Below are 18731 nucleotides of genomic sequence, written 5' to 3' on the forward strand. Positions count from 1 at the left end.
GATGGTCAGGGCCGGATATCCGCTCCGGCCCTTTTTTATTGCCTGTGCACTTAGGCTGCGGACAGCACACCATGCCGCAGGCCGCTCAAGCTTCCGCTCGCCGAGGAGTCGATGTCGCATGTAGCGGGATCTTCGTGCCGCATGGCGGATTGCCCCGCTAGTATATGCACAGCTCGGTCCTCGATATTTTGGCCAGCCAAGTCCGGCAACCCATGATGCGAAGGGCGTACCGGACTTGGTGGGTGGCCAGTGATCGCTGACAGGGGGGGCGGGCACATCCCGAAGCCATCCATAACGCAGATGTCGAGACCTGAAAAGGCTGGAATCGGGCGGCGTGCCTGTGCCGCCCTTCACGTATGCGGCATGCGCAGCGGCAGAGGCGCCAGGCAATGTGGAATGCGCTTGTGTTCAGGCCGGAGCAGGGCAATGCGGGTAGCCGGCAGGAGAGCAGGCAAAGGGCGGGACGGGGTGTTGCGGAGGAGATCTTTGGCTCCCGGCAGCGTTGACCGCCAGGAGCATGTGGGAGGGCTGCGGTTTTAATTGCCGCCGGCCATGCCAGGCAGCAGCACGCGGTAGATCTGCAGGAAGGCTGGTCCCATGAGCACCACCAGCAGGGAAGGGAAGATGAAGAAGATCAGCGGAAACAGCAGTTTCAGGGCAATTTTCGCTGCCTGCTCTTCTGCCAGCTGGCGCCGCTTGGTGCGCAACTGGTCCGATTGCACGCGCAGGGAGGCGGCGATGCTGGTGCCGAACCGTTCGGCCTGGATCAGCATGGCAACGAGGGCATCGACATCTTCCACGCCCGTGCGCAGGGCCAAGTTGCGCAAGGCCCGTTCCTTCGAGTTGCCGGCGCGCAGTTCCAGCGTCAGCAGGTGCAGTTCCTCGGCCAGCACGGCGCTTTTCAGCGTGATTTCGGAGGCCACCCGCGCCAGCGCCGCATCCATGGCCAGGCCAGCTTCCACGCAGACCGTCATCAGGTCCAGCGCATCGGGAAAACTTTCAAAAATGTCGCGCTGGCGCAGGCGGATGCGGCGGTTCAGCCAGCCGTTCGGCAGGTAGTAGCCGAATGCGGCGGCCAGCAGCAGCCACAGCAGTAATGCCGTGCCGCTGTAATGCACGCCGGCCACGCTCAGGCCCAGGAAAAGCAGTACGGGCAGGCCCACGGCGAAGGCCGTCTTGGCGCCAAAGTACAGCAGCGGCGCCGATGGGTGACGCAGTCCTGCATGCATGAAGCGCAGGCGTGTTTTCGACGTCTCCCAGCCATCTTCGGGCAGGGACAAACGCGCTAGTGGTTTGCTCAGCTTGACGAAGTGCGCCAGCCAGTGGCGGGCGCCGCCAGTCCCGGCGGCGCCCACGCTGTCGAGGCGCTGGCGCAGCGGGTCAGGTATGGCCAGCAGCAGCACGAACATGGCGCCGGCGAAGACGGCGACGAACAGCAAGCCGAGAAAGCCCATTTGCATGGTAGTCATGATGTCGTTCCCCTCAAAAATTCACACCCGGATATGGATGATCTTGCGCATGAAGATGACGCCGAGCAGCATCAGCAATAGCGCGCCGCCCAGCATTTTCTGTCCGCCGGGATCGCGGTACAGCAGTTCCAGGAAGGTGGGGTTGGTCAGCTGGATCATGGCTGCCGCGCCGAACGGCAACAGCCCCAGGATCCACGCCGACAGGCGCGCCTCGGCCGACAGCACGCGCACCTGTCCCAGCAGCTTGATGCGTTCGCGGATGATGTGGCTGATGCTATCGAGCAATTCCGACAGGTTGCCGCCCGTCTCGCGCTGAATCAGCACGGCGATGACGAAATAGCGCACGTCCGTGCTGGGCACGCGCGTGGCCAGGTTCATCAGCGCGTCCGGCATGGCGATGCCGAAGTTGACTTCGTCGAAGGCGATGCGAAATTCGTCGCCCAGTGGCGCGTTCATTTCCTCGCCGACCATTTTCAGGGCCGTGGGAAAGGCATGGCCGGCGCGCAGGGCGCGGCTCATGAGTTCCAGCGCGTCTGGCAACTGCTGGCCGATGCGCTGCAGGCGGCGCGCCTTGGCACGCTCGATGTAGTACAGGGGCAACAGCGCGCAGGCGGCCGCTGCCACCAGGCGCAGCAGCCAGGGCAGCTCGAACAGGCTGGCGCCGACCAGGCCAACGAGAAATGTCAGCAGCACCAGCAAGGCCCATTGCGCCACGCTCCACGTCAGCCCTGACTGTTCCAGCAGGCGGTCGAGTGCATGCACGCGCGGTACTTCCAATAATAATTTCTGCAGCGCCGGCGTGTCGCTGAGCAGGCGCTGCTTGATCATCGACGTGTTCTGCTCACCGGCGTGGGCGCCGGCCGACATCACGCGCAGACGCCGCGCCACGCGTTCCGATTCCGGCCCGCGCACATTGTTCCAGGCCTGGTACATGCCCGTGACGAGCAGCACCACGGCGATGAAGATCAGGGCCCCGAAGACGTAAAAACTGGTGTCCATGGCGCGGCTCCTCAATGGTATTGGCGGTCGGGATCGAACAGGCTTTCCGGCACGACCACGCCGAAGGCGCGCAGGCGGTCGAGGAAGCGGGGGCGCACGCCGCTGGCCTGGAAGTGGCCGCTGACGGCGCCATCCTGGGCTACGCCCGTCTGGCGGAACGTGAAGATTTCCTGCATGGTGATCATCTCGCCTTCCATGCCCGTGATCTCCTGGATGGACACCACCTTGCGCTTGCCGTCCGTCAGACGCGCCACCTGTACCACCACGCCGATGGCTGCGCTGATCTGCTGGCGCATGGCCTTGCCCGGCAACATGGAGGCGGCCATGCTGATCATGTTTTCCAGCCGCGTCAGGGCATCGCGCGGCGTGTTGGCATGGATGGTGGCCATTGAACCCTCATGGCCCGTATTCATCGCCTGCAGCATGTCGAGCGCCTCGGCACCGCGCACCTCGCCCAAAATGATGCGGTCGGGCCGCATGCGCAGGGCATTGCGTACCAGTGCGCGTTGCGTCACCTCGCCCTTGCCTTCGATGTTCGCGGGCCGCGTTTCCAGGCGCACCACGTGCGGCTGCTGCATTTGCAGTTCCGCCGCATCCTCGATGGTGACGATGCGCTCGGTGCCGCTGATGAAGCCCGATATCGCGTTGAGCATGGTGGTCTTGCCGCTGCCCGTGCCGCCCGAGATCAGGATATTGATCTTGGCCTTGCCCAGGCCCTGCAGGATTTGTGCCATTTCGGCCGTCAGGCTGTGATGTTCGACCAGGTTGGAAAGCCGCAGCGGCTGGGCCGAAAAGCGCCGTATCGACATCACGGGTCCGTCGATGGCCAGCGGGGGGATGATGGCGTTGACGCGCGAACCGTCCGGCAGGCGCGCATCGACCATGGGGCTCGATTCGTCGATGCGGCGGCCCACGCGCGAGACGATCTTGTCGATGATCTTCATCAGGTGCGCATCGTCGTTGAAACGGATGTCGCTCAGTTCGAGCTGGCCGTGGCGTTCGACATATACCTGCCGGTGCGTGTTGACGAGGATGTCCGAGACGCTGGGATCGTTTAGCAGCGGTTCGAGCGGGCCAAAGCCCAATACTTCGTCCTGGATGTCGCGCACCAGGGTGCGCCGCTCCAGGTCGTTGATGACGACGCTGTCTTCATCCAGCAGGCGCCCCACCAGGATCTTCAGGTCGTCGCGTATTTGCTCCTGGGACAGGCGTTGCATTCCTTCCAGGTCGATGCGGTCGAGCAGGGACTGGTGCACGTGCTGCTTGAGTTCCTGGTAGGCGGGATTGTCGATGCTGCCGCCGCGCACGGCGCCGAAAGCCGAATTGCCGTTCGAGGCCGGGGCACTGCCGAGGCGTTCGCGCAGGCTGGGGCCTGCACCATTGATGTCGATGCTCATGCTGTTTCCCCTCGAAGTTGGATGGGCCGGCTGCGCTGGAACAGGCGTGAAAACAGGCCAGGCGTGCTGGCCGCGCGCGTACCGCCCAGCTTGCGCGCGCACTCCTGCAGTGATTTGGCCAGCGGGCTGCCGGGCGCCAGCTTCAGCACGGGTACGCCCTGGTTGACCGATGCCGCCGCCACCGCGTAATGATTCGGCATGGCGTGGAAGATCTGCTGGCCATAGGCCGCTTCCAGGTCGCGCCCGCGGATTTCATCGGCGCTCGTATGGCGGTTCAGGATCAGGTGAATCTTGCTGGTCGGGTATTCCAGCGACTGGAACACCTGCAGCAGCCGCTTGCCGTCGCGGATGTAGGGCAGCGTTGCCTGCACCACGGGGCAAATCATGTCGGCGTTGTCAAGCGCGCGCACGCTGATGGCATCGAGGCCGCGGCCCGTGTCGAGCACAACAAAATCATACTCGTGGCGCGCCAGGTGCAGCAGCTGGTCGATGTGCTCGGGTTTGATGTCGCTCGCGTGTCCGGGATCTTCGGGCGCCGCCAGGATGCTGAAGTTCGGCGTCACTTGCACCATGCTGGCGGCGAGGAAGGAGGGGTCGAGGCGATGAATCTGCTGCGCCACGTGCGACAGCGTGGCGGCCGGCTTCTGGTCCGAGACAAACAGCGCCGCATCGCCAAACTGCAAGTTCAGATCGAACAGCGCCACGCGCTGGTTGTCCTGCGCCAGCGCGTATGCCAGGTTGGCGGCGAGAAAGGTAGCGCCGCTGCCGCCCTTGCACGAGACGAAGGCGATGATCTTGCCATCGCGCCGCACGTGGCGCGCGCTCTTGTCCTCGATGCGCTGCAGCGCCGCATTCAGGGCGGCGCCGTTGTCGGCTTGCGGCAGCACCTCGCGCACGCCCGCGCGCATGGCTTGCAGCAGGAAGTCGCTGCCCTGCTGCTGGCACTGCAGGATGATGGCCATGGCGGGCTGGCGGCTGGCCAGACGTTCGATGCGCACCAGGTCGGCATCGTCGATGACGGGCTGCGCCAGCAGCAGCACGTCTGGCACGGCCATTTCAGCCGTGCCGGCCAGCCGTTCCAGGCTGCCGACGGCGCTGTCGATATCGTCGCCCGCGTGGCGCTCGCGCAACAGCGCCGTCATGGCGGCCAGTTGTTTTTCGTTACTGGAAATAATGAAGATTTTCACGGCAAGCTCCGGCAGTGGCTGGGTGGATGGGGTACGGTTCAGCGTTTGCTGACGCCGATCGTCAGCACGTCGGGAATTGGATCGGGCGCGCTGAAGGATTTCTGGTAGAGCTTGTAGCCACTGATGGCGGCCTTGCCATCGAGACCGAGCACGGGATTGCTGTTGTAGGCCGCGTCCGGATACAGGATTTGCTGCTGCTTGAGCAAGGTCACCGACTCGCCGAAATGGCTGTCGAGCACGGGGGTGGTGGTGGCGGCACAGCCGGCCAACGCGCCGATTGCCGCAGCGCACAGCAGGCAGCGGGGCAGGGTGGTTGCGAAGGTTTTCATGGAGATGCTCCTATTTGAGATCATCGATAATGCTGGCCGATGACGTGGCCGCATCGGCTTTCGGTACGGCGCGGTATTGCGGCAGGTCGTTGGTGGTCACCGTCGGCGTGGCGACGGGCATGGCCACCGGCATGGAAGGCGGCACGGGCGCGGCCATGGCTGCCGGCGGCGCGGCGGCAGGTAGCGGCATCGGCGCTGGCTGCGGCAGTGGTGCTGGCGCTGGTGCGAGCGCCGTGCCTTCCATCTTGCCTTGCATGAACATGTCGCCGCGCGTAGGTTGCACATACGGATCGGTAGGCAGCTTGTAGTCGGGCGGTAGCGGCTTGACCAGGTGCGGCGTGATGATGAAGACCAGTTCCGAGCGGTCTGTCTGGAAGTCCGTGCTGCGGAAAAGGGCACCCAGGACGGGCACTTCGCCCAGGCCCGGCAAGGCCTTGATGTTGCTGGTCACATTGTTCTTGATCAAGCCGCCGATGGCGAAGCTCTGGCCATCGAACAGCTGCACGGTGGTGGTGGCGCGCCGCGTGGTAAACGAGGGCAGGATGGCGGTGGTGGAAATGCCGGTGGCCGTGATGCCGATGCCTTCCTTGTTCAGGTCGGACACTTCCGGCGACACTTTCAGGTTGATGCGTCCCCCTTCGAGCACGGTGGGGGTGAATTTCACGGCCACGCCAAACTCTTTTTCTTCCAGCGTGATGGTGGGCGTGCCACCATTGTTGGTCTGGCTGACGGGGATGAAGATCTTGCCGCCAGCCAGGAAACTGGCTTCCTGTCCGCTGATGGCCATGATGTTCGGTTCTGCCAGTACCTTGATCAAGCCATCGCGCTTTTGCGCATCGAGACCCAGGAAGTTGCCGTTGCGGCTGTTGCTGGCGTTGAAACCGCTGGGATTATTGCTGAGCAAGTTCGACAGCAGCGAATAGGTCCAGCCGCCGATAGTCTTGCTCAGGCCCAGGTTGGCGCCCAGTTGGTCGACCAGGGTTTTCGACACTTCCGCCACTTTGACTTCCAGCATCACCTGCTGTGGCGCGGCGATCGCCATCAGGTTGATCACGCGTGGCGAGGCTGACGGGCCGCCCGAAGGGTCGGGTGCGGCGCCGGCGGCGGCGGGTGCCGCACCGGCAACTGCGGCGCCAGCGGCGGGGCGGGAACCGCGTTGTGCATACGCGTTGGCCAGCGACATCGCCTGGTCGGCCTTGACGGTGTCGCTGACGACACCCGACAGTATCAGTGTGTCGCCGGCCACCGTCACGCGCAGCTCTTTTTCGTTCGGCAACAGTTCGCTCAGGCGCGTCTGCAGCAGGCTGGCGTCGATGCTGACGGACAGATCGATGATGCTCGCTTCATTATTGCGGTTCCATACGATCAGGTTGGTCGTGCCCACGGATTTGCCCAACAGATAGACATCGGTGGTGTTGAGCAGGATCACGTCGGCGATGCGCGGGTCGCCTACCGAGACGCGGGCGACAGGAAACGGCAGGTGCATCAGGGTGGACTTGCCTTCGGCCAGCGCCATGTTGCGCGACAGTTCCGTGCGTCCTCCCGCCGTATCGAGCATGGCTTGCTGCGCCACCGGTTTCACGCGCGGCACGCGGCGCACCACCTTGGGGGGCGGCGCGGAGACCGCAGCCGATGCTGATGCAGGCGCTGGCGTGGCTCCCGGCGGCGTGGTCGACAGGCCAGGCGAGGTGGCAGGTGCGCCCGCTTCGCCATGGGCTGCCGGGATAAGGGCGCCGATGGTGGCGATGGCGAGGGCCATGCGCAGGATGCGGCCTCCGTTTGCTGTGTTCATTTTGCTCATGGTGCTCATGGCGTGCTCCTCGTGGTGCGGATCGGATGACGATCGGCGTAGCGTTGTTCAGAATTGTTGGGAGCTGCGTTCCAGCCCCTTGATGACATCGACTTGCGGCCCGGCTGGCCCTTGCACCACGCGGCGGTGTATGACTGGCCGGGGGGCGGGGGCGGCCACCTGGGCGGCGACCTTGGCATCCAGCAGGCTGGTCTTGGTGGCGCCATCCGTGTTGACGGGCTTGTCTTCGATCTGGTTGCGCAGCACCAGCGACAGGGTGCCCACGCTGCGCGCCAGGTCGAGCTTTTCCGTCTGGTCGGGTGTCAGTTCCAGGGTCACGGCATTGACCACCTTGGGCTTGGTGTCGTCGCGGTTCGATTCCTGCGCAATGGCCAGCACGAGTATGCGTTCGAGCACGATTTTGGAGATGCTGGGATCTCGCCCGGTGCCCGTCTTGGCCGCATCGTCCTGCGTGTTGACGAGAATGTCGACATAGTTGCCGGGCAGGGCGAAGCCTGCCACGCCGACCACGTCATTGACACGCACCGTCATGGCGCGCTTGCCCTCGCCCACCACGGCCGACAGGCCGCCCTGGGTGCCGGGGGGCGCCAGCTTGCTTTCCATGATCGGTTCGCCGTGCTGGATGCTGGTGCGCGTGACGCGCGCATCGAGCAGTTTCGGGTCGTTGATGGCGCCCGGCGGCAGCGCGCTGCTGGGCCAGTCGACCATGCGCACCATTTCCGGCGCGATGCGCGCGCCCAGGCTGATGTCGATCAGGGCGACAGCGACCTTGTTGGTATTGCCCGAGGCCTGGGCATTGATCCAGCGCGCGGCCACGATGACGGCCACGAACGCCAGGATGACCGCGAAGGCCATCATTGTCAGAGCGCGTGCGTTTCTCATTTTGATACTCCTTTATCCAGGACCGCAGCCGGTCCGTTCTGTATGCCGGCGGAGCCGTCGGCGGCGCCGAAATAATTGTTCCAGGCCCAGTGCAACGCCTCGGCCTCGAGCCGCGGCGGGCGGCCCTCATAGCGGGCCACGTCGCACAGTTGGGCCAATATGTCGCGGGGATAGCAAGCCAGCAGGGGCCTTGCGTGCTGGCCGTGCAACTGCAGCAGGTAGTGGTAGGCAGCATGGTTGAAGGTCATGCCGAATTGTTCGCAGACGTGGCGGAACACGGCTTCGTAGTGGTAGCCGCTCAATTCCCCGACATGGATCTTGTAGCCGATACGGCGCAGGAAGGAGTCGTCGGCCAGCTGCTGCGGCGCCAGGTTCGAGGAAAATACGACGATCACGTCGAAGGGGACGGGAAATTTGTAGCCTGTGTGCAGCGACAGATAATCGACGCGGCGCGCCATTGGCACGATCCAGCGGTTCATCAGCTCCACGGGCGAGCAGCGCTGGCGGCCCAGGTCATCGATGATGAAGATACCGTTGTTGGCCTTCAGGTGCGGCGGTGCCTGATACAGGCGGGCACCGGGATCGAATTGCAGGTCGAGCATGTCGAGCGTCAGCTCACCGCCCGTCAGCACGGTGGGGCGCCAGGCGCGTACCCAGCGCGGGTCGGCCGGCGGCGCCACGCCGGTGGCCAGCGTGTGCAGCATGGGGTCGAGGAAGGGTAGCACCTCGCCATCGACCATGACCGCGTGCGGCAGGGCGATGGTGCCGCTGAGCAAACCATGCAGGCGCTCGGCCAGATACGTCTTGCCGCTGCCGGCGGGGCCGTGCAGGAACAGTGCGCGGCCCGAATTCATGGCCGCGCCCAGCTGGTCGAGCACCGACGTGCTGGCCACCACGTCGTGAAACTGCTGCATCATGCTTTCCCGCGTGACGTGCATGTGCGCCACGCTTTGCGCCAGCACCTGCGCGCTATAGTGGGCCAGCGTGACGGGCGCCGGGCCGCTGTAGGCATTGCGCCGCAAATAGTCGGCGGCGCGCAGGCGGCCCTGGTCGACCAGGTGGTAGTGCTGGTCGGCATCCGTGCCGCTGTAGCCGTTGCGCTGCACTTCGCACAGTTTTTCGGCGCGCATGAAGGTCAGCAGTGGTTCGAGCACGCCGGCGCCCAGTTTGACGTGCGACGACAGGGCCGGCAAGCCGATCTGGCCACGCAGGAACATGACCTTCACCAGCAGTTCCACCAGGAACAGGAAGGGCAGGCCCGTTTCGGCCACGTTGCGTGGTGCGCGCTGCATGGCCGGCATGATGCTGCCGTCGGCAGGCGCTTCTGGGTAGGTATCGGGCATGATGATCGCTCCTTTTGCCGGATGGTGAGGTCAGAAGATGAACGGCAGCAGCCGGTATTTCACTTGCCGCATGTACACGCGGTAACGTACGTCGGTGGACAGGAAGCGCTCCTCGCGCAGCAGGCGCGCAACCATCATGGCGATTGTCGCGAAGTAGGTCACAGCATTGGCGGGCGAGGTATTGGCCAGCAGGTAGCCACTCAGGGAAATCAGGTAGCTGGCATACAGGGGATGGCGCACCACGCGGTAGGCGCCGCCCGTCTTGATCTCGCGCTGCGCCGCCACCAGGCCGAAGCTGCGATTCAGCGACAGCAGGCCGGCGATCTGCAGCAGGCTGCCGATGGCCAGCAGGTAACGCGCGCCGGGCCAGATGGCCATGTCGGCAGGCGAGAGCAGGAAAGGGGCGAAGGTGGCGCCGATGGCCAGCAGCCAGTCGCCCGCATCGGTGGAAATGCTGACGGGGGCCGAGCGCACGACAAAGAACAGGGCGGCGAGGGTTTCGGCGGCGCAGAACAGCAAATAGCTCCAGTCGTCGCTGTGCAAATAGCCCACCACGTGTGCACTGGCAAAGAATACCCACAGTCCGGCCATGGCGATGCTGGTGAGCAGGCTGGCGCGGCGCGAGTGGCAGAGAGTGGCGAGGGTGTCCATGGTCGGGTCCTGTGGTGGCTGGTCGTCGGAGCGGCGCGTTTCAGCGCAAGCTCCACAGATGGTTGTATTGCAGGAACACCTGCAGCAGGGTGCCGCTGGCAATGGCGAAGGCGTAGGCCAGCTTGCCCGTGGCGGGCGGCGGTTCGGCGATCGTGGCGGCGCCGCCGGCAAGGCTGTGCAGCAGCGCGCCCAGCATCATGTGGTAGGTGTTGCGCAGCACCAGGCGCAGGCGGCGGCCTGCCAGCGCGGCGGCCAGGGCCAGCACGCCGCCGCACAGGAAGGTCAGCAGGGCCGCTTCCAGTACGGCGTCGGGGCCGAGGAAGGCGCCGCACATGGCCATCAGCTTGACGTCGCCGGCGCCCAGGGCGCGCAGCAGATACATGGGCAGCAGCAGTGCCAATCCGGCAGCGGCGCCAGCCAGCGCCTGCAGCAGGCCCAGGCCGCCGAAGTCGACGTCGAACAGGCCGGCGCCGGACGGCACGAAGCTGTTCAGGATCAGTCCCGCCAGCATGCCCCACAGCACCAGCAGGTTGGGGATGCGGCGCGTGCGCAGGTCGTGCCACAGCGCGGCAGCGAGCAGGGTGGCCAGTACGGCCAGGCACAGCAGCATGGGCAGGTGGGCGTTCATGATGTCAGTCCTTCCTTGCTCATGCAGGGCACGGTGGCCATGCTCATGGCGGGTGCCGCTGCCTGGCTGCCCAGCATCCGTCCCACCAGGTGCCACACCAGCGCCGCGCCGGCCGCGCCGACATAACCGTCGAGCGCATAGTGCCAGCCCAGGTGGATGGAGCCGAGCAGTATCAGCACGGCGAAGGCGGACAGCGAGATGCCTGCGGCGCGGCTCACATTCCAGCCCATGATGGCCATCAGCACGGCCGTGGCCACATGCATGCTGGGCATGGCGGAGATGCCCAGATCGCCGTTTGTTCCCTTGCTTTGATAGCCTTGCCACAACATGTCCTGCACCTGCAGGGCCCACACGGGGACGTGCTGGTTGGTGTCATGCAGGTAGGCCATCAGCGGCGCATACGGATCGCTGGCATGCAGGTGGCCGTAGTAGCAGGGGCCGACCGAGGCAAACAGCACGGCCAGGATGCTGCCCAGGACGATCCAGGTCAGCGCAAAGCTGAGCAGGAACTGCATGCGCAGCAGCGGGCGGCGCGTATCGAGGATGAGCCAGTACAGCACGGCGTAGAACAGGAAGAACCAGAAGTGGTAGCTGAAGTTGAGCAGGCCCGTGACGAGCGGGTGGCCCAGCAGCGGCTGCAGCCTTTCCCATGGGGCCTTGCCGCCATGCAGCGCGATGTCCCAGGCGGACAGGGTGGCATCCCAGGTGTAGGGGTGCAGGCGGGGGATGGCGGCCTTGAAGACGGTGAAGCTGGAGGCGAAGACGGGGATCAGCAGCATGGCCGGCAGCGCGTGCAGCAGGCGCTCGTTGCTCAGGTAGCGGCGCAGGTCGTGGTACAGGTAGTGGCACAGGCGGTGCGGACGTTGCATCACCATGACGCGAATGGTATAGCCGCACAGGATGAAGATGGGACCCGTGAGGATGGCCAAGAGGAAGCCTGCCAGCACGTTGAGGATGTCCGATGGGCTGGGCAGGCTGCCGGCCAGCAGCGCTGCCGCGGCGGCGTACAGCAGCACGATCAGCAGCAGGGCGCGGTGGGTGCGCAGCGAGGCGCGCAGGGTATTCATGACAGGGCCAGGACCACTTGGTCCTTGACGTAGACAAATAGCAGCTTGATCTGGTCGCCGAGCAGGGTGATCGTGACTACCAGCACTGCCGCTATCAGGCTCGTCAGCAGCGCGTATTCGATCGCCGTGACTGCCGATTCATCGGAAAAACGGCTGAAGAGAGATTTCACGATGGGCCTCGCTATGCGTCATCAAGGTGGGCTTGCTGGAGTGTGGCGGGGGCGGTATGTCCGGGCTGGCGCTGGGCAAGCCCGGACTGCGCTGCATCAGCCGTTGGCGGTGGTGAGCTTGGTGCCGATGGTGCTGAAGGTCTTTTTCAGCTGCGTGCCGACGATGGTGACGGCGCCGATGATCACCACGGCAATCAGGGCTGCGATCAGGCCGTACTCAATTGCAGTGACGCCATCTTCTTCGCGGATAAAGTTTTTGATGAGGTTCATGACAACTCCTGGTGGTGGTTAAGGTACAGCGGTGGGTAAAACGACATGGCAGCGTTGCTTCCTGTTGCTTCGATTAGGCGTTCTCATGGGCTTTCGCCCAGTGCCAGCAGTCCGATGATGCAGACCACCGCCATGAGGGCCGCTACCAGTGCATAGCGGTAGAACGCAGCCTTTTGCTTGCCCTGCAAATAGGTGATCAGGGCTGCCGGAAGAAACTTGTCAAGGCGCATGCTGTGCTCCGTGTCGTGGTGGGCCGCGCGGTGATTTGCACTCCGGTAAGATCACTATAGAAGTTGGCAGCTTGATCTACATCAGAAGAACCTCCTTTTATTGCAAGGAGGAACTGCTTGTTTTTTTCGTGACAATTGTCATGGTTGAGTTTGGCGCGCGCAGGCAACGGCCGTGCCGGTGGTTGGCGAAGGGGGCGGCGGGGAGGGAGTGCGCGGCCGTGCTGTGGCCGTCCTGGGGGATTGCGGCGTCAGGCGCCGGGCGGCAATTCGCCCAGCTGGTGCTTGGTGGCGTAGGCGTACAGTTCCAGGCGGTTGTACACGCCCAGCTTGCGGTAGATCGACGTCAGGTGATTGCGCAAGGTGTGTTCGGAGATAAACAGCTGGTCCGCCAGCAGCTTGGCCGGCGTGCCGCTGCCGTGCACCAGCGCGGCGATGATCTTTCTTTCCTTGAGGGTCAGGCTGGCGACGGCGATGGCTTGCGCCGAGCCGCCGCCGGGCTGGGTCAGCTGCGTCAGCATGCGTCCCAGCATTGCGTGTTCCAGCCACAGCTCGCCGTGATACACCTTTTCGATGGCCTTGAGCACCATTTCTGCCGGCGCATCCTTGCTGACGATGCCGCGCGCGCCTTTTAGTACCGTCTGGTCCAGTACGGCCTGATCGTGGCTGGCCGTCAGCACCAGCACGCGCGTGCTGCCGCACTGCGCCAGCGCAGGCAGGATGGCCAGCGAGCTGACGCCGCCCAGGTCCAGATCCAGTACGATCACATCCGGTTGCAGCGCCTTCGCCTGCTCCAGCGCCTCGGCGCTGTCGGACGCCGTGGCGACCACCCGCATGCCCGAGTGCTCGCCGCCGATCAGCCGCTCCAGGCCCCAGAGCATGGTCTTGTGATCGTCCACCAGCATGACGCTGATGGTATGGCTGGCCGGTGGCATGTGGCGTAATTCATTCATATGGGGATCTCGATCTGTACGGAGGTGTTGCCCAAGGTGTTGTGCGTGACCCTGGCGCTGCCACCGAGGGCGGCGGCGCGTTCGGCCAGCGAGTCGGGCAGGAAATCGGGCACGTGCGCGGCCGCGCACTCGTTGTCGATGCTGATGTGCAGCGCGCCTTGCGCGCACGTCAGCTTGACGGCGCCGTGGCGTGCCGACGTATGCTTGCGGATATTGCTCATGCCTTCGTTGACGATCTGGAATACCTCGGCTGCCAGGCGGTCGTTGATGCGCAGGTCGCCCTCGATATGCAGGGTGATGTCGATGCCATAGAATTCGTGGATCTGCGCCGCTTGGCGCCGCAGCGCCACCAGCAGTTCTGGCTCGCTTTGCACCTGGCCGTTCTTGAAGGTGCGCGCATAGCTGCGCAGGTCGGCGATCACCTGGCCCGACATGAGGATCAGTTTTTCCAGTTCAGGCAACAGGGGGTTGCCTGGCAGGGCATCATTGCGCAGGGCGGCCAGGCCGTGGCGCAAGCCGATATACGGCTGGATGGCGGTGTCGTGCAGGTCGCGCGCGATCTTTTCGCGTTCGCGCGAGGCTGCCTGCGATGCCAGGCGGTCGAGCAGTTCGATGTTTTCAATGACGGGAAACGCCTGCGCGCCGATATGGCTGAGGAAAAGGGCGTCGGTCTTGCTCAGGCTGGTCTTGGAAACGATGTAGAGGCGGCCCGTTCCATTGCGCAAAGGCAAGGGCGCGCTGATGAAGGAATTCGCTTCGAGCAGCTCGGCCAGGCTGGCGCCGGCCATATCGCCATGCCGCAGCCAGCGCCCGCTGTCCGCGTCCAGCGTACGCACGCCGCCTGTCCACGGCAGCCAGCTGGACAGGGGGCGGTTGTAGAGCACGATCTTTTCGGGCGGGAATGCCAGCAAGGGGCTGGCCGCCTCATCGCTGAGGATGGCGCTGGTCGTGACCAGCTCCGTTCCCGTATGCACGGCACTGCGCAGCGACCAGTGCGGCGCCCCCTTGTCCTGCATCGCCAGCAGGCAGCTGCGGGCATGAAAATAGCTTCGGGTTTTTTCCAGCACCGAGCTAATGGTCTGGTCGACCCCGAAGCGCGGATTGGACAGCTGGCTGACATCGCGCAGCAGCGCCAGGTGGCTGCGCTGCGTGATGGCCGAGCCGCCCCAGTAAGCGATCATGTAGCCCAGTGCCAGCAAGAATGTGGTGCGCAGCAGCAGGCGCGACAGTTCCGCATTCGTTTCGCTAAACAGGGCGGTGGCGGCGAACAGACCGGCCGAAGCCAGGGTGATGCGCGCGCCTTCCTCGAAGCCCCGCTGGAACGACGAGGTCAGGATGGCAAAGAAGAAAAACAGGAAAAACAGGTTGTTGTGGTTGCTGCTGGAGAATACGATCAGTGCATACCAGGCCACGTCCAGCCAGTACAGCAAGATGTCCTGGGGCAGGCTGAAGTTCATCAGGGCCAGCACGTAGAGCAGCAGGCTGTGCATGGTGTAGGCGGAAAAGATCAGCCAGGTGATCTTGCTCAGCTTGCCTGCGCTTTCGGGGTCGATGAACAGGGTCAGCAAGGTGGCACTGGACAACAGCAGGCGCATGCCATTGACCATGGTCGTATCCAGGCCGGTGCCCGGCAGACGGGATTTGAGGGGCAGGTCGAGGTTCACAAGCACTCCTGGGCGTATCCGCGCAGGAGCGGCGCATGCGCTTGAATGGATACCGCAGATAAACTCTTGTTGTTTTTGCTGCAATCACATATGAGTCTACGCATCCGCCGTAAAGTTGTCTACTGGAATTGCGTAACGGCGTTGCTTTCCTACAGTGGCTGTACCATGACCCTGTTGCGCCCGGCGCCTTTGGCCAGGTACAGGGCGCGGTCGGCGGCGCCGATCAGGGCGGAGGTGGCCAGTTGCTGCTGCGGGTGCTGCGTGGCGATGCCGATGCTGACCGTGATGTGCTTGACCTCATCGCCCGTCTTGGCATGCGGAATACGCAGCTCTGCCGCCCGTTCACGGATCGCCTGGGCCATGCGCAGCGCCTGCGCGGCGTCGGTGTCGGGCAGGATGGCGGCAAATTCCTCGCCGCCATAGCGCGCCAGCAGGTCGGTGGGGCGCTGCAGCATGGCGGCCAGTTCGGCTGCCACGCGGATCAGGCAGTCGTCGCCTTGCTGGTGACCGTAATGGTCGTTGTAATCCTTGAAATGGTCAATATCGATCATCAGCAGCGACAGGGGGCTGCCCGTGCGCATGGCGCGCCGCATTTCCTTCTCGATCGCCACGTCGAAGTGGCGGCGGTTGGCGATGCCCGTCAAGCCGTCGGAAAAGGTTTGCGACCGCAAGACCATGGCCTGTTCACGCAACAGCTTTTCGCGGCCCACAGCGATGGTGACATCATTGATCTGGATCAGGCAGTGGCGCGGTGAGCCGGGTAAATTGATCGGGGTGACGGCGATGGCTTGCTGCATGCGTTCCTGGCCTTCCACCGCGCCAGCGGCCGTGCCATGCGTATACAGGGCAAATGGCGCCTTGTGCAGGGTTTGCGACAGCAGAGACTGGAAATTGTCGCGCAGGGCCTGGGTGATGGCCGAATCGATGCGCTTGTGCCGCAGTTCCGGATAGACGGTGAAGAAGTCCTGGCCCAGCACGGCGTCGGCCGGGCACGCCGAGTGGCGCTTCATCCAGTGGTTCCACAGCACGATGCGGTGCTGCTCATCGAGCACGATGGCGCCCAGGTTCACGGCGCCAATGATGCTCTCGAGCAGGGCGAGTCGGTGTAAGGCATCCGGCATGATCGTCACGCCTGTCCCAGTACCTTGGCCAGATAGTGGCTGACCTGCTGCTTCAGGTCGTGCAAGGCGGACAGGTCGAGCACGAAGGCGACATAGCCGTGGATCTGGTGCCGGGACAGCACGAAGTCGATATGCAGCATCAGCACGACGGCGTCGTCATCGTGGCCACCGAAAGATGACAGGATTTCTGCGCTGGTGCCCACGTGGTACAGGGGCAGCGAGCCATGCAGTTCGCTGTCGAACAGGTTGGCCAGGGTACCCACGCAGGAGTTGAGGATGATGTTGCCGATTTCGCTCATCGCCTCCTGTTCCATTTCCGTCAGTTCCTGCAGCGGCATGGCGTCGCCCACCATCAGGCGCACGATTTCCAGGCTCTTGTCTTCCGGGAACATCAGGATGGCCTCGGTGGCGAAGGCGCCATCGTAATGCTGGCTGACGCCGCAGATGCGTTCGCCATCCTTCTTGCTGCCCAGCAGGGCGGCCGCGTCGGCACGGTTCAGGAAGGTGATCGACGGCACCGACATGGTGACTTCTTCGTTGACGATCTCGCTCATCGAGGCGGCCGCATGGCCTACCCCGATGTTGAATATCTCTACCAGGGCATCGTTTTCGAGTTCGGAGAGATTGACCATGCTCACAGTCCCAGTGATTCGATCAGCTGATGGATGCGGGTTTCCGTGATGGGTTTTTCCATGAAGCCCACGCCCAGTTCGCTGGCGCGGTTGCGGATGGCGTTTTGCACATTCGCCGTGACGAGAATGATGTGCGTTTTCGGGCACAGCGCGCGCAATTGTTCCGCCGCCGCCACGCCGCCCATGCCAGGCATGTTGACATCCAGTAATATCAGGGCAGGGCTGGCTGTCTTGACTTTTTCCAGGGCTTCTTCACCCGTCGCCGCCTCAATCACTTGCCAGTCGGCATGTTTACTGAGGATGAACTGATGCGACATCAAACGTGAAACCCTGCTGTCATCGACAACAAGTACCTGCTTACTGTGATTCATTGGCTATTCCTGAAACGTCATATCGGGCTATCGCTCCATTTTCGCATATTTTAAGGGCCATAGAGAGTAATTGAATGGGGAATTGCCCTATGGCAAGGTTTTCCCACTTGCCTGTTGTATCAAATGGAATGGCCGGTCACCATGGCCGGCTAGCCGGGCCGGCAATCCGTTAAAATAGCGCCATTCCCCACTTTAGCCTGAATGTCATGACCCAAGACGAATTGAAGCAAGCCGTAGCCCGCGCCGCCATAGCCTATGTGGTTGAGGGTGAAATCATCGGTGTCGGCACCGGTTCCACCGCCAATTTTTTCATCGATGAACTGGCCAAGATCAAGGACACCATCAAGGGCACCGTCGCGTCGTCCGAAGCGACGGCCGCCCGCCTGGCCGGTCATGGTATTGCCGTCTTCGACCTCAACGACGTCGAGTCGATCGCCGTCTACATCGACGGCGCCGATGAAATCACGGCCAGCGGCGCCATGATCAAGGGCGGCGGCGCAGCATTGACGCGTGAAAAGATTGTGGCTTCCGTAGCGAAGCAGTTCGTCTGCATCGCCGACGGCTCCAAGCTCGTCGAGACCCTGGGTGCCTTCCCGCTGCCGGTGGAAGTGGTGCCGATGGCGCGCGCCGCCGTATCGCGCCAGCTGGCTGCGCTTGGCGGCACGCCCCGCTTGCGCCTGAAGGCCGGCAGCACCGAAGCGTTCATCACTGACAACGGTGGCGAAATCATCGACGTGCTGGGCTTGCAGATCGCCGACCCGGTGGCGCTGGAGCAGCAGATCAACCAGATCGTCGGCGTCATCGCCGTCGGCTTGTTCGCCGTGCGCGGCGCCAACGTTTGCCTGCTGGGCACGCCGGAAGGCGTGCGGACGTTGGCATACTGATACGTAGCAGAAATCCGGGGTCAGTCACCGCGTGATCGGAATGCGCCCCACTGGGGCGCATTCCCCCGCCGGGTCTGCCCCCAGCCTTCCGTTTGCACCGCCCGGTACACGGCCACGGTGCGCAGCAAACCGCCGAGGAAGATGCCGCTGAAGCTGCCGTAGGCGAGGCAGACTGGCACGACGAAGCCGGTCGCATGGGCAGTCGCCGGGGCGATGGCCAGGGTCACGGCAACCGCATATTTCATGCAGAAGATGCTCATCATCAAGATCAATGGCACCCAGCTGCCAGGGCGCCGCACGCTGCCCCGCTCGGTAACGGCCACGATCTTGTTTGTATCGACCAGCGTCCAGGCCAGCGCCGCACCGGCCAGGGCGCCGGCGGTCCAGGCGAATGGCGCAATGCCGGCCAGGCCGAAGCTGCCGTACACGCCGCTCAGGGACAGGGCCAGCATGACCAGGGGAATGATGCACAGCTTGCGCAAGGTCACTTCACGCGCGCGGCTGGCCAGCACGCCGCGGTAGACGAGAAATCCCAGGATGACCCAGACGTAGAGGGGAGTGTGGCTGAAGATTTGCTGCAACATGGTGTCCGCCCTGGAATGAAGTTGTCGATGGACGTACTGTGCCAGCCGGCGGCAGGGTCGGCGAGGCGCTTGCGACGAAACGGGGATGAGGTG

21 protein-coding genes are annotated in these 18731 nt (G+C 63.9%); 1 reads left to right on the forward strand and 20 read right to left on the reverse strand.

The window, feature by feature from the left end; genetic code table 11:
* Positions 1-536: 536 nt before the first annotated feature.
* From C8C89_RS10620 to C8C89_RS10705, 19 genes are all read right to left on the reverse strand, one after another.
* Positions 537-1469: a type II secretion system F family protein gene (locus C8C89_RS10620; protein WP_101482360.1), complete on the reverse strand. Its 933-nt coding sequence runs from the start codon at positions 1467-1469 to the stop codon at positions 537-539.
* Between the two features lie 21 nt (positions 1470-1490).
* The gene (locus tag C8C89_RS10625; protein WP_101482359.1) at positions 1491-2468 is read right to left on the reverse strand and encodes a type II secretion system F family protein; all 978 of its coding nucleotides are present in this window, start codon (positions 2466-2468) and stop codon (positions 1491-1493) included.
* An 11-nt stretch (positions 2469-2479) separates the two neighbouring features.
* Positions 2480-3865 carry a CpaF family protein gene (locus C8C89_RS10630; RefSeq protein WP_101482358.1) on the reverse strand — a complete coding sequence of 462 codons (1386 nt, stop codon included), beginning with the start codon at positions 3863-3865 and terminating at the stop codon, positions 2480-2482.
* Positions 3862-5052 carry an AAA family ATPase gene (locus C8C89_RS10635; RefSeq protein WP_101482357.1) on the reverse strand — a complete coding sequence of 397 codons (1191 nt, stop codon included), beginning with the start codon at positions 5050-5052 and terminating at the stop codon, positions 3862-3864. The genes C8C89_RS10630 and C8C89_RS10635 overlap by 4 nt, the downstream gene beginning before the upstream one ends.
* 38 nt (positions 5053-5090) lie before the next feature.
* Positions 5091-5381: a pilus assembly protein gene (locus tag C8C89_RS10640; protein WP_101482356.1), complete on the reverse strand. Its 291-nt coding sequence runs from the start codon at positions 5379-5381 to the stop codon at positions 5091-5093.
* Between the two features lie 10 nt (positions 5382-5391).
* On the reverse strand, positions 5392-7191 hold the full coding sequence (locus tag C8C89_RS10645) for a type II and III secretion system protein family protein (protein WP_243857965.1): 1800 nt from the start codon (positions 7189-7191) through the stop codon (positions 5392-5394).
* 48 nt (positions 7192-7239) lie between these two features.
* The gene (cpaB, locus tag C8C89_RS10650) at positions 7240-8073 is read right to left on the reverse strand and encodes a Flp pilus assembly protein CpaB (RefSeq protein ID WP_101482355.1); all 834 of its coding nucleotides are present in this window, start codon (positions 8071-8073) and stop codon (positions 7240-7242) included.
* Positions 8070-9416, reverse strand: a complete 1347-nt coding sequence (locus tag C8C89_RS10655) for an ATP-binding protein (protein ID WP_101482354.1) — start codon at positions 9414-9416, stop codon at positions 8070-8072. The genes cpaB and C8C89_RS10655 overlap by 4 nt, the downstream gene beginning before the upstream one ends.
* A gap of 30 nt (positions 9417-9446) precedes the next feature.
* Entirely contained in the window at positions 9447-10067 is a 621-nt protein-coding gene (locus C8C89_RS10660) for a methyltransferase (protein ID WP_133989835.1), read from the reverse strand.
* A 40-nt stretch (positions 10068-10107) separates the two neighbouring features.
* Complete coding sequence (locus C8C89_RS10665) at positions 10108-10695, reverse strand: A24 family peptidase (protein WP_208327691.1); 588 nt, start codon at positions 10693-10695, stop codon at positions 10108-10110.
* On the reverse strand, positions 10692-11762 hold the full coding sequence (locus tag C8C89_RS10670; protein ID WP_133989837.1) for a phosphatase PAP2 family protein: 1071 nt from the start codon (positions 11760-11762) through the stop codon (positions 10692-10694). Before C8C89_RS10670 ends, C8C89_RS10665 begins: the two co-directional genes overlap by 4 nt.
* Positions 11759-11932 (reverse strand): Flp family type IVb pilin, encoded by a 174-nt coding sequence (locus C8C89_RS10675; RefSeq protein WP_166674706.1) that lies wholly within the window; start codon positions 11930-11932, stop codon positions 11759-11761. The genes C8C89_RS10670 and C8C89_RS10675 overlap by 4 nt, the downstream gene beginning before the upstream one ends.
* Before the next feature lie 96 nt (positions 11933-12028).
* A complete protein-coding gene (locus C8C89_RS10680) occupies positions 12029-12202 on the reverse strand; it encodes a Flp family type IVb pilin (protein WP_101482350.1) in 174 nt (57 codons plus the stop codon).
* An 83-nt stretch (positions 12203-12285) separates the two neighbouring features.
* Entirely contained in the window at positions 12286-12432 is a 147-nt protein-coding gene (locus C8C89_RS26945) for a hypothetical protein (RefSeq protein ID WP_166674707.1), read from the reverse strand.
* 248 nt (positions 12433-12680) lie between these two features.
* Entirely contained in the window at positions 12681-13382 is a 702-nt protein-coding gene (locus C8C89_RS10685; RefSeq protein WP_243857966.1) for a response regulator transcription factor, read from the reverse strand.
* A complete protein-coding gene (locus C8C89_RS10690; RefSeq protein WP_133989839.1) occupies positions 13379-15046 on the reverse strand; it encodes a histidine kinase in 1668 nt (555 codons plus the stop codon). The genes C8C89_RS10685 and C8C89_RS10690 overlap by 4 nt, the downstream gene beginning before the upstream one ends.
* A 149-nt stretch (positions 15047-15195) precedes the next feature.
* Positions 15196-16167 carry a diguanylate cyclase gene (locus tag C8C89_RS10695; RefSeq protein ID WP_166674708.1) on the reverse strand — a complete coding sequence of 324 codons (972 nt, stop codon included), beginning with the start codon at positions 16165-16167 and terminating at the stop codon, positions 15196-15198.
* Between the two features lie 5 nt (positions 16168-16172).
* Entirely contained in the window at positions 16173-16799 is a 627-nt protein-coding gene (locus C8C89_RS10700) for a chemotaxis protein CheC (RefSeq protein WP_101482347.1), read from the reverse strand.
* 2 nt (positions 16800-16801) lie between these two features.
* Positions 16802-17170, reverse strand: a complete 369-nt coding sequence (locus tag C8C89_RS10705; RefSeq protein WP_101482346.1) for a response regulator — start codon at positions 17168-17170, stop codon at positions 16802-16804.
* A 206-nt stretch (positions 17171-17376) separates the two neighbouring features.
* Here C8C89_RS10705 and rpiA point away from each other — a divergent pair, with 206 nt between their 5' ends.
* Positions 17377-18054, forward strand: a complete 678-nt coding sequence (gene rpiA, locus C8C89_RS10710; RefSeq protein ID WP_101482345.1) for a ribose-5-phosphate isomerase RpiA — start codon at positions 17377-17379, stop codon at positions 18052-18054.
* Between the two features lie 20 nt (positions 18055-18074).
* On the opposite strand, the gene C8C89_RS10715 is transcribed toward rpiA, so the two are convergent.
* Positions 18075-18638 (reverse strand): DUF6622 family protein, encoded by a 564-nt coding sequence (locus C8C89_RS10715; protein WP_243857967.1) that lies wholly within the window; start codon positions 18636-18638, stop codon positions 18075-18077.
* Between the last annotated feature and the right edge of the window lie 93 nt (positions 18639-18731).

This window comes from Janthinobacterium sp. 75 (assembly GCF_004365495.1).
Classification (GTDB): Bacteria; Pseudomonadota; Gammaproteobacteria; order Burkholderiales; family Burkholderiaceae_D; genus Janthinobacterium.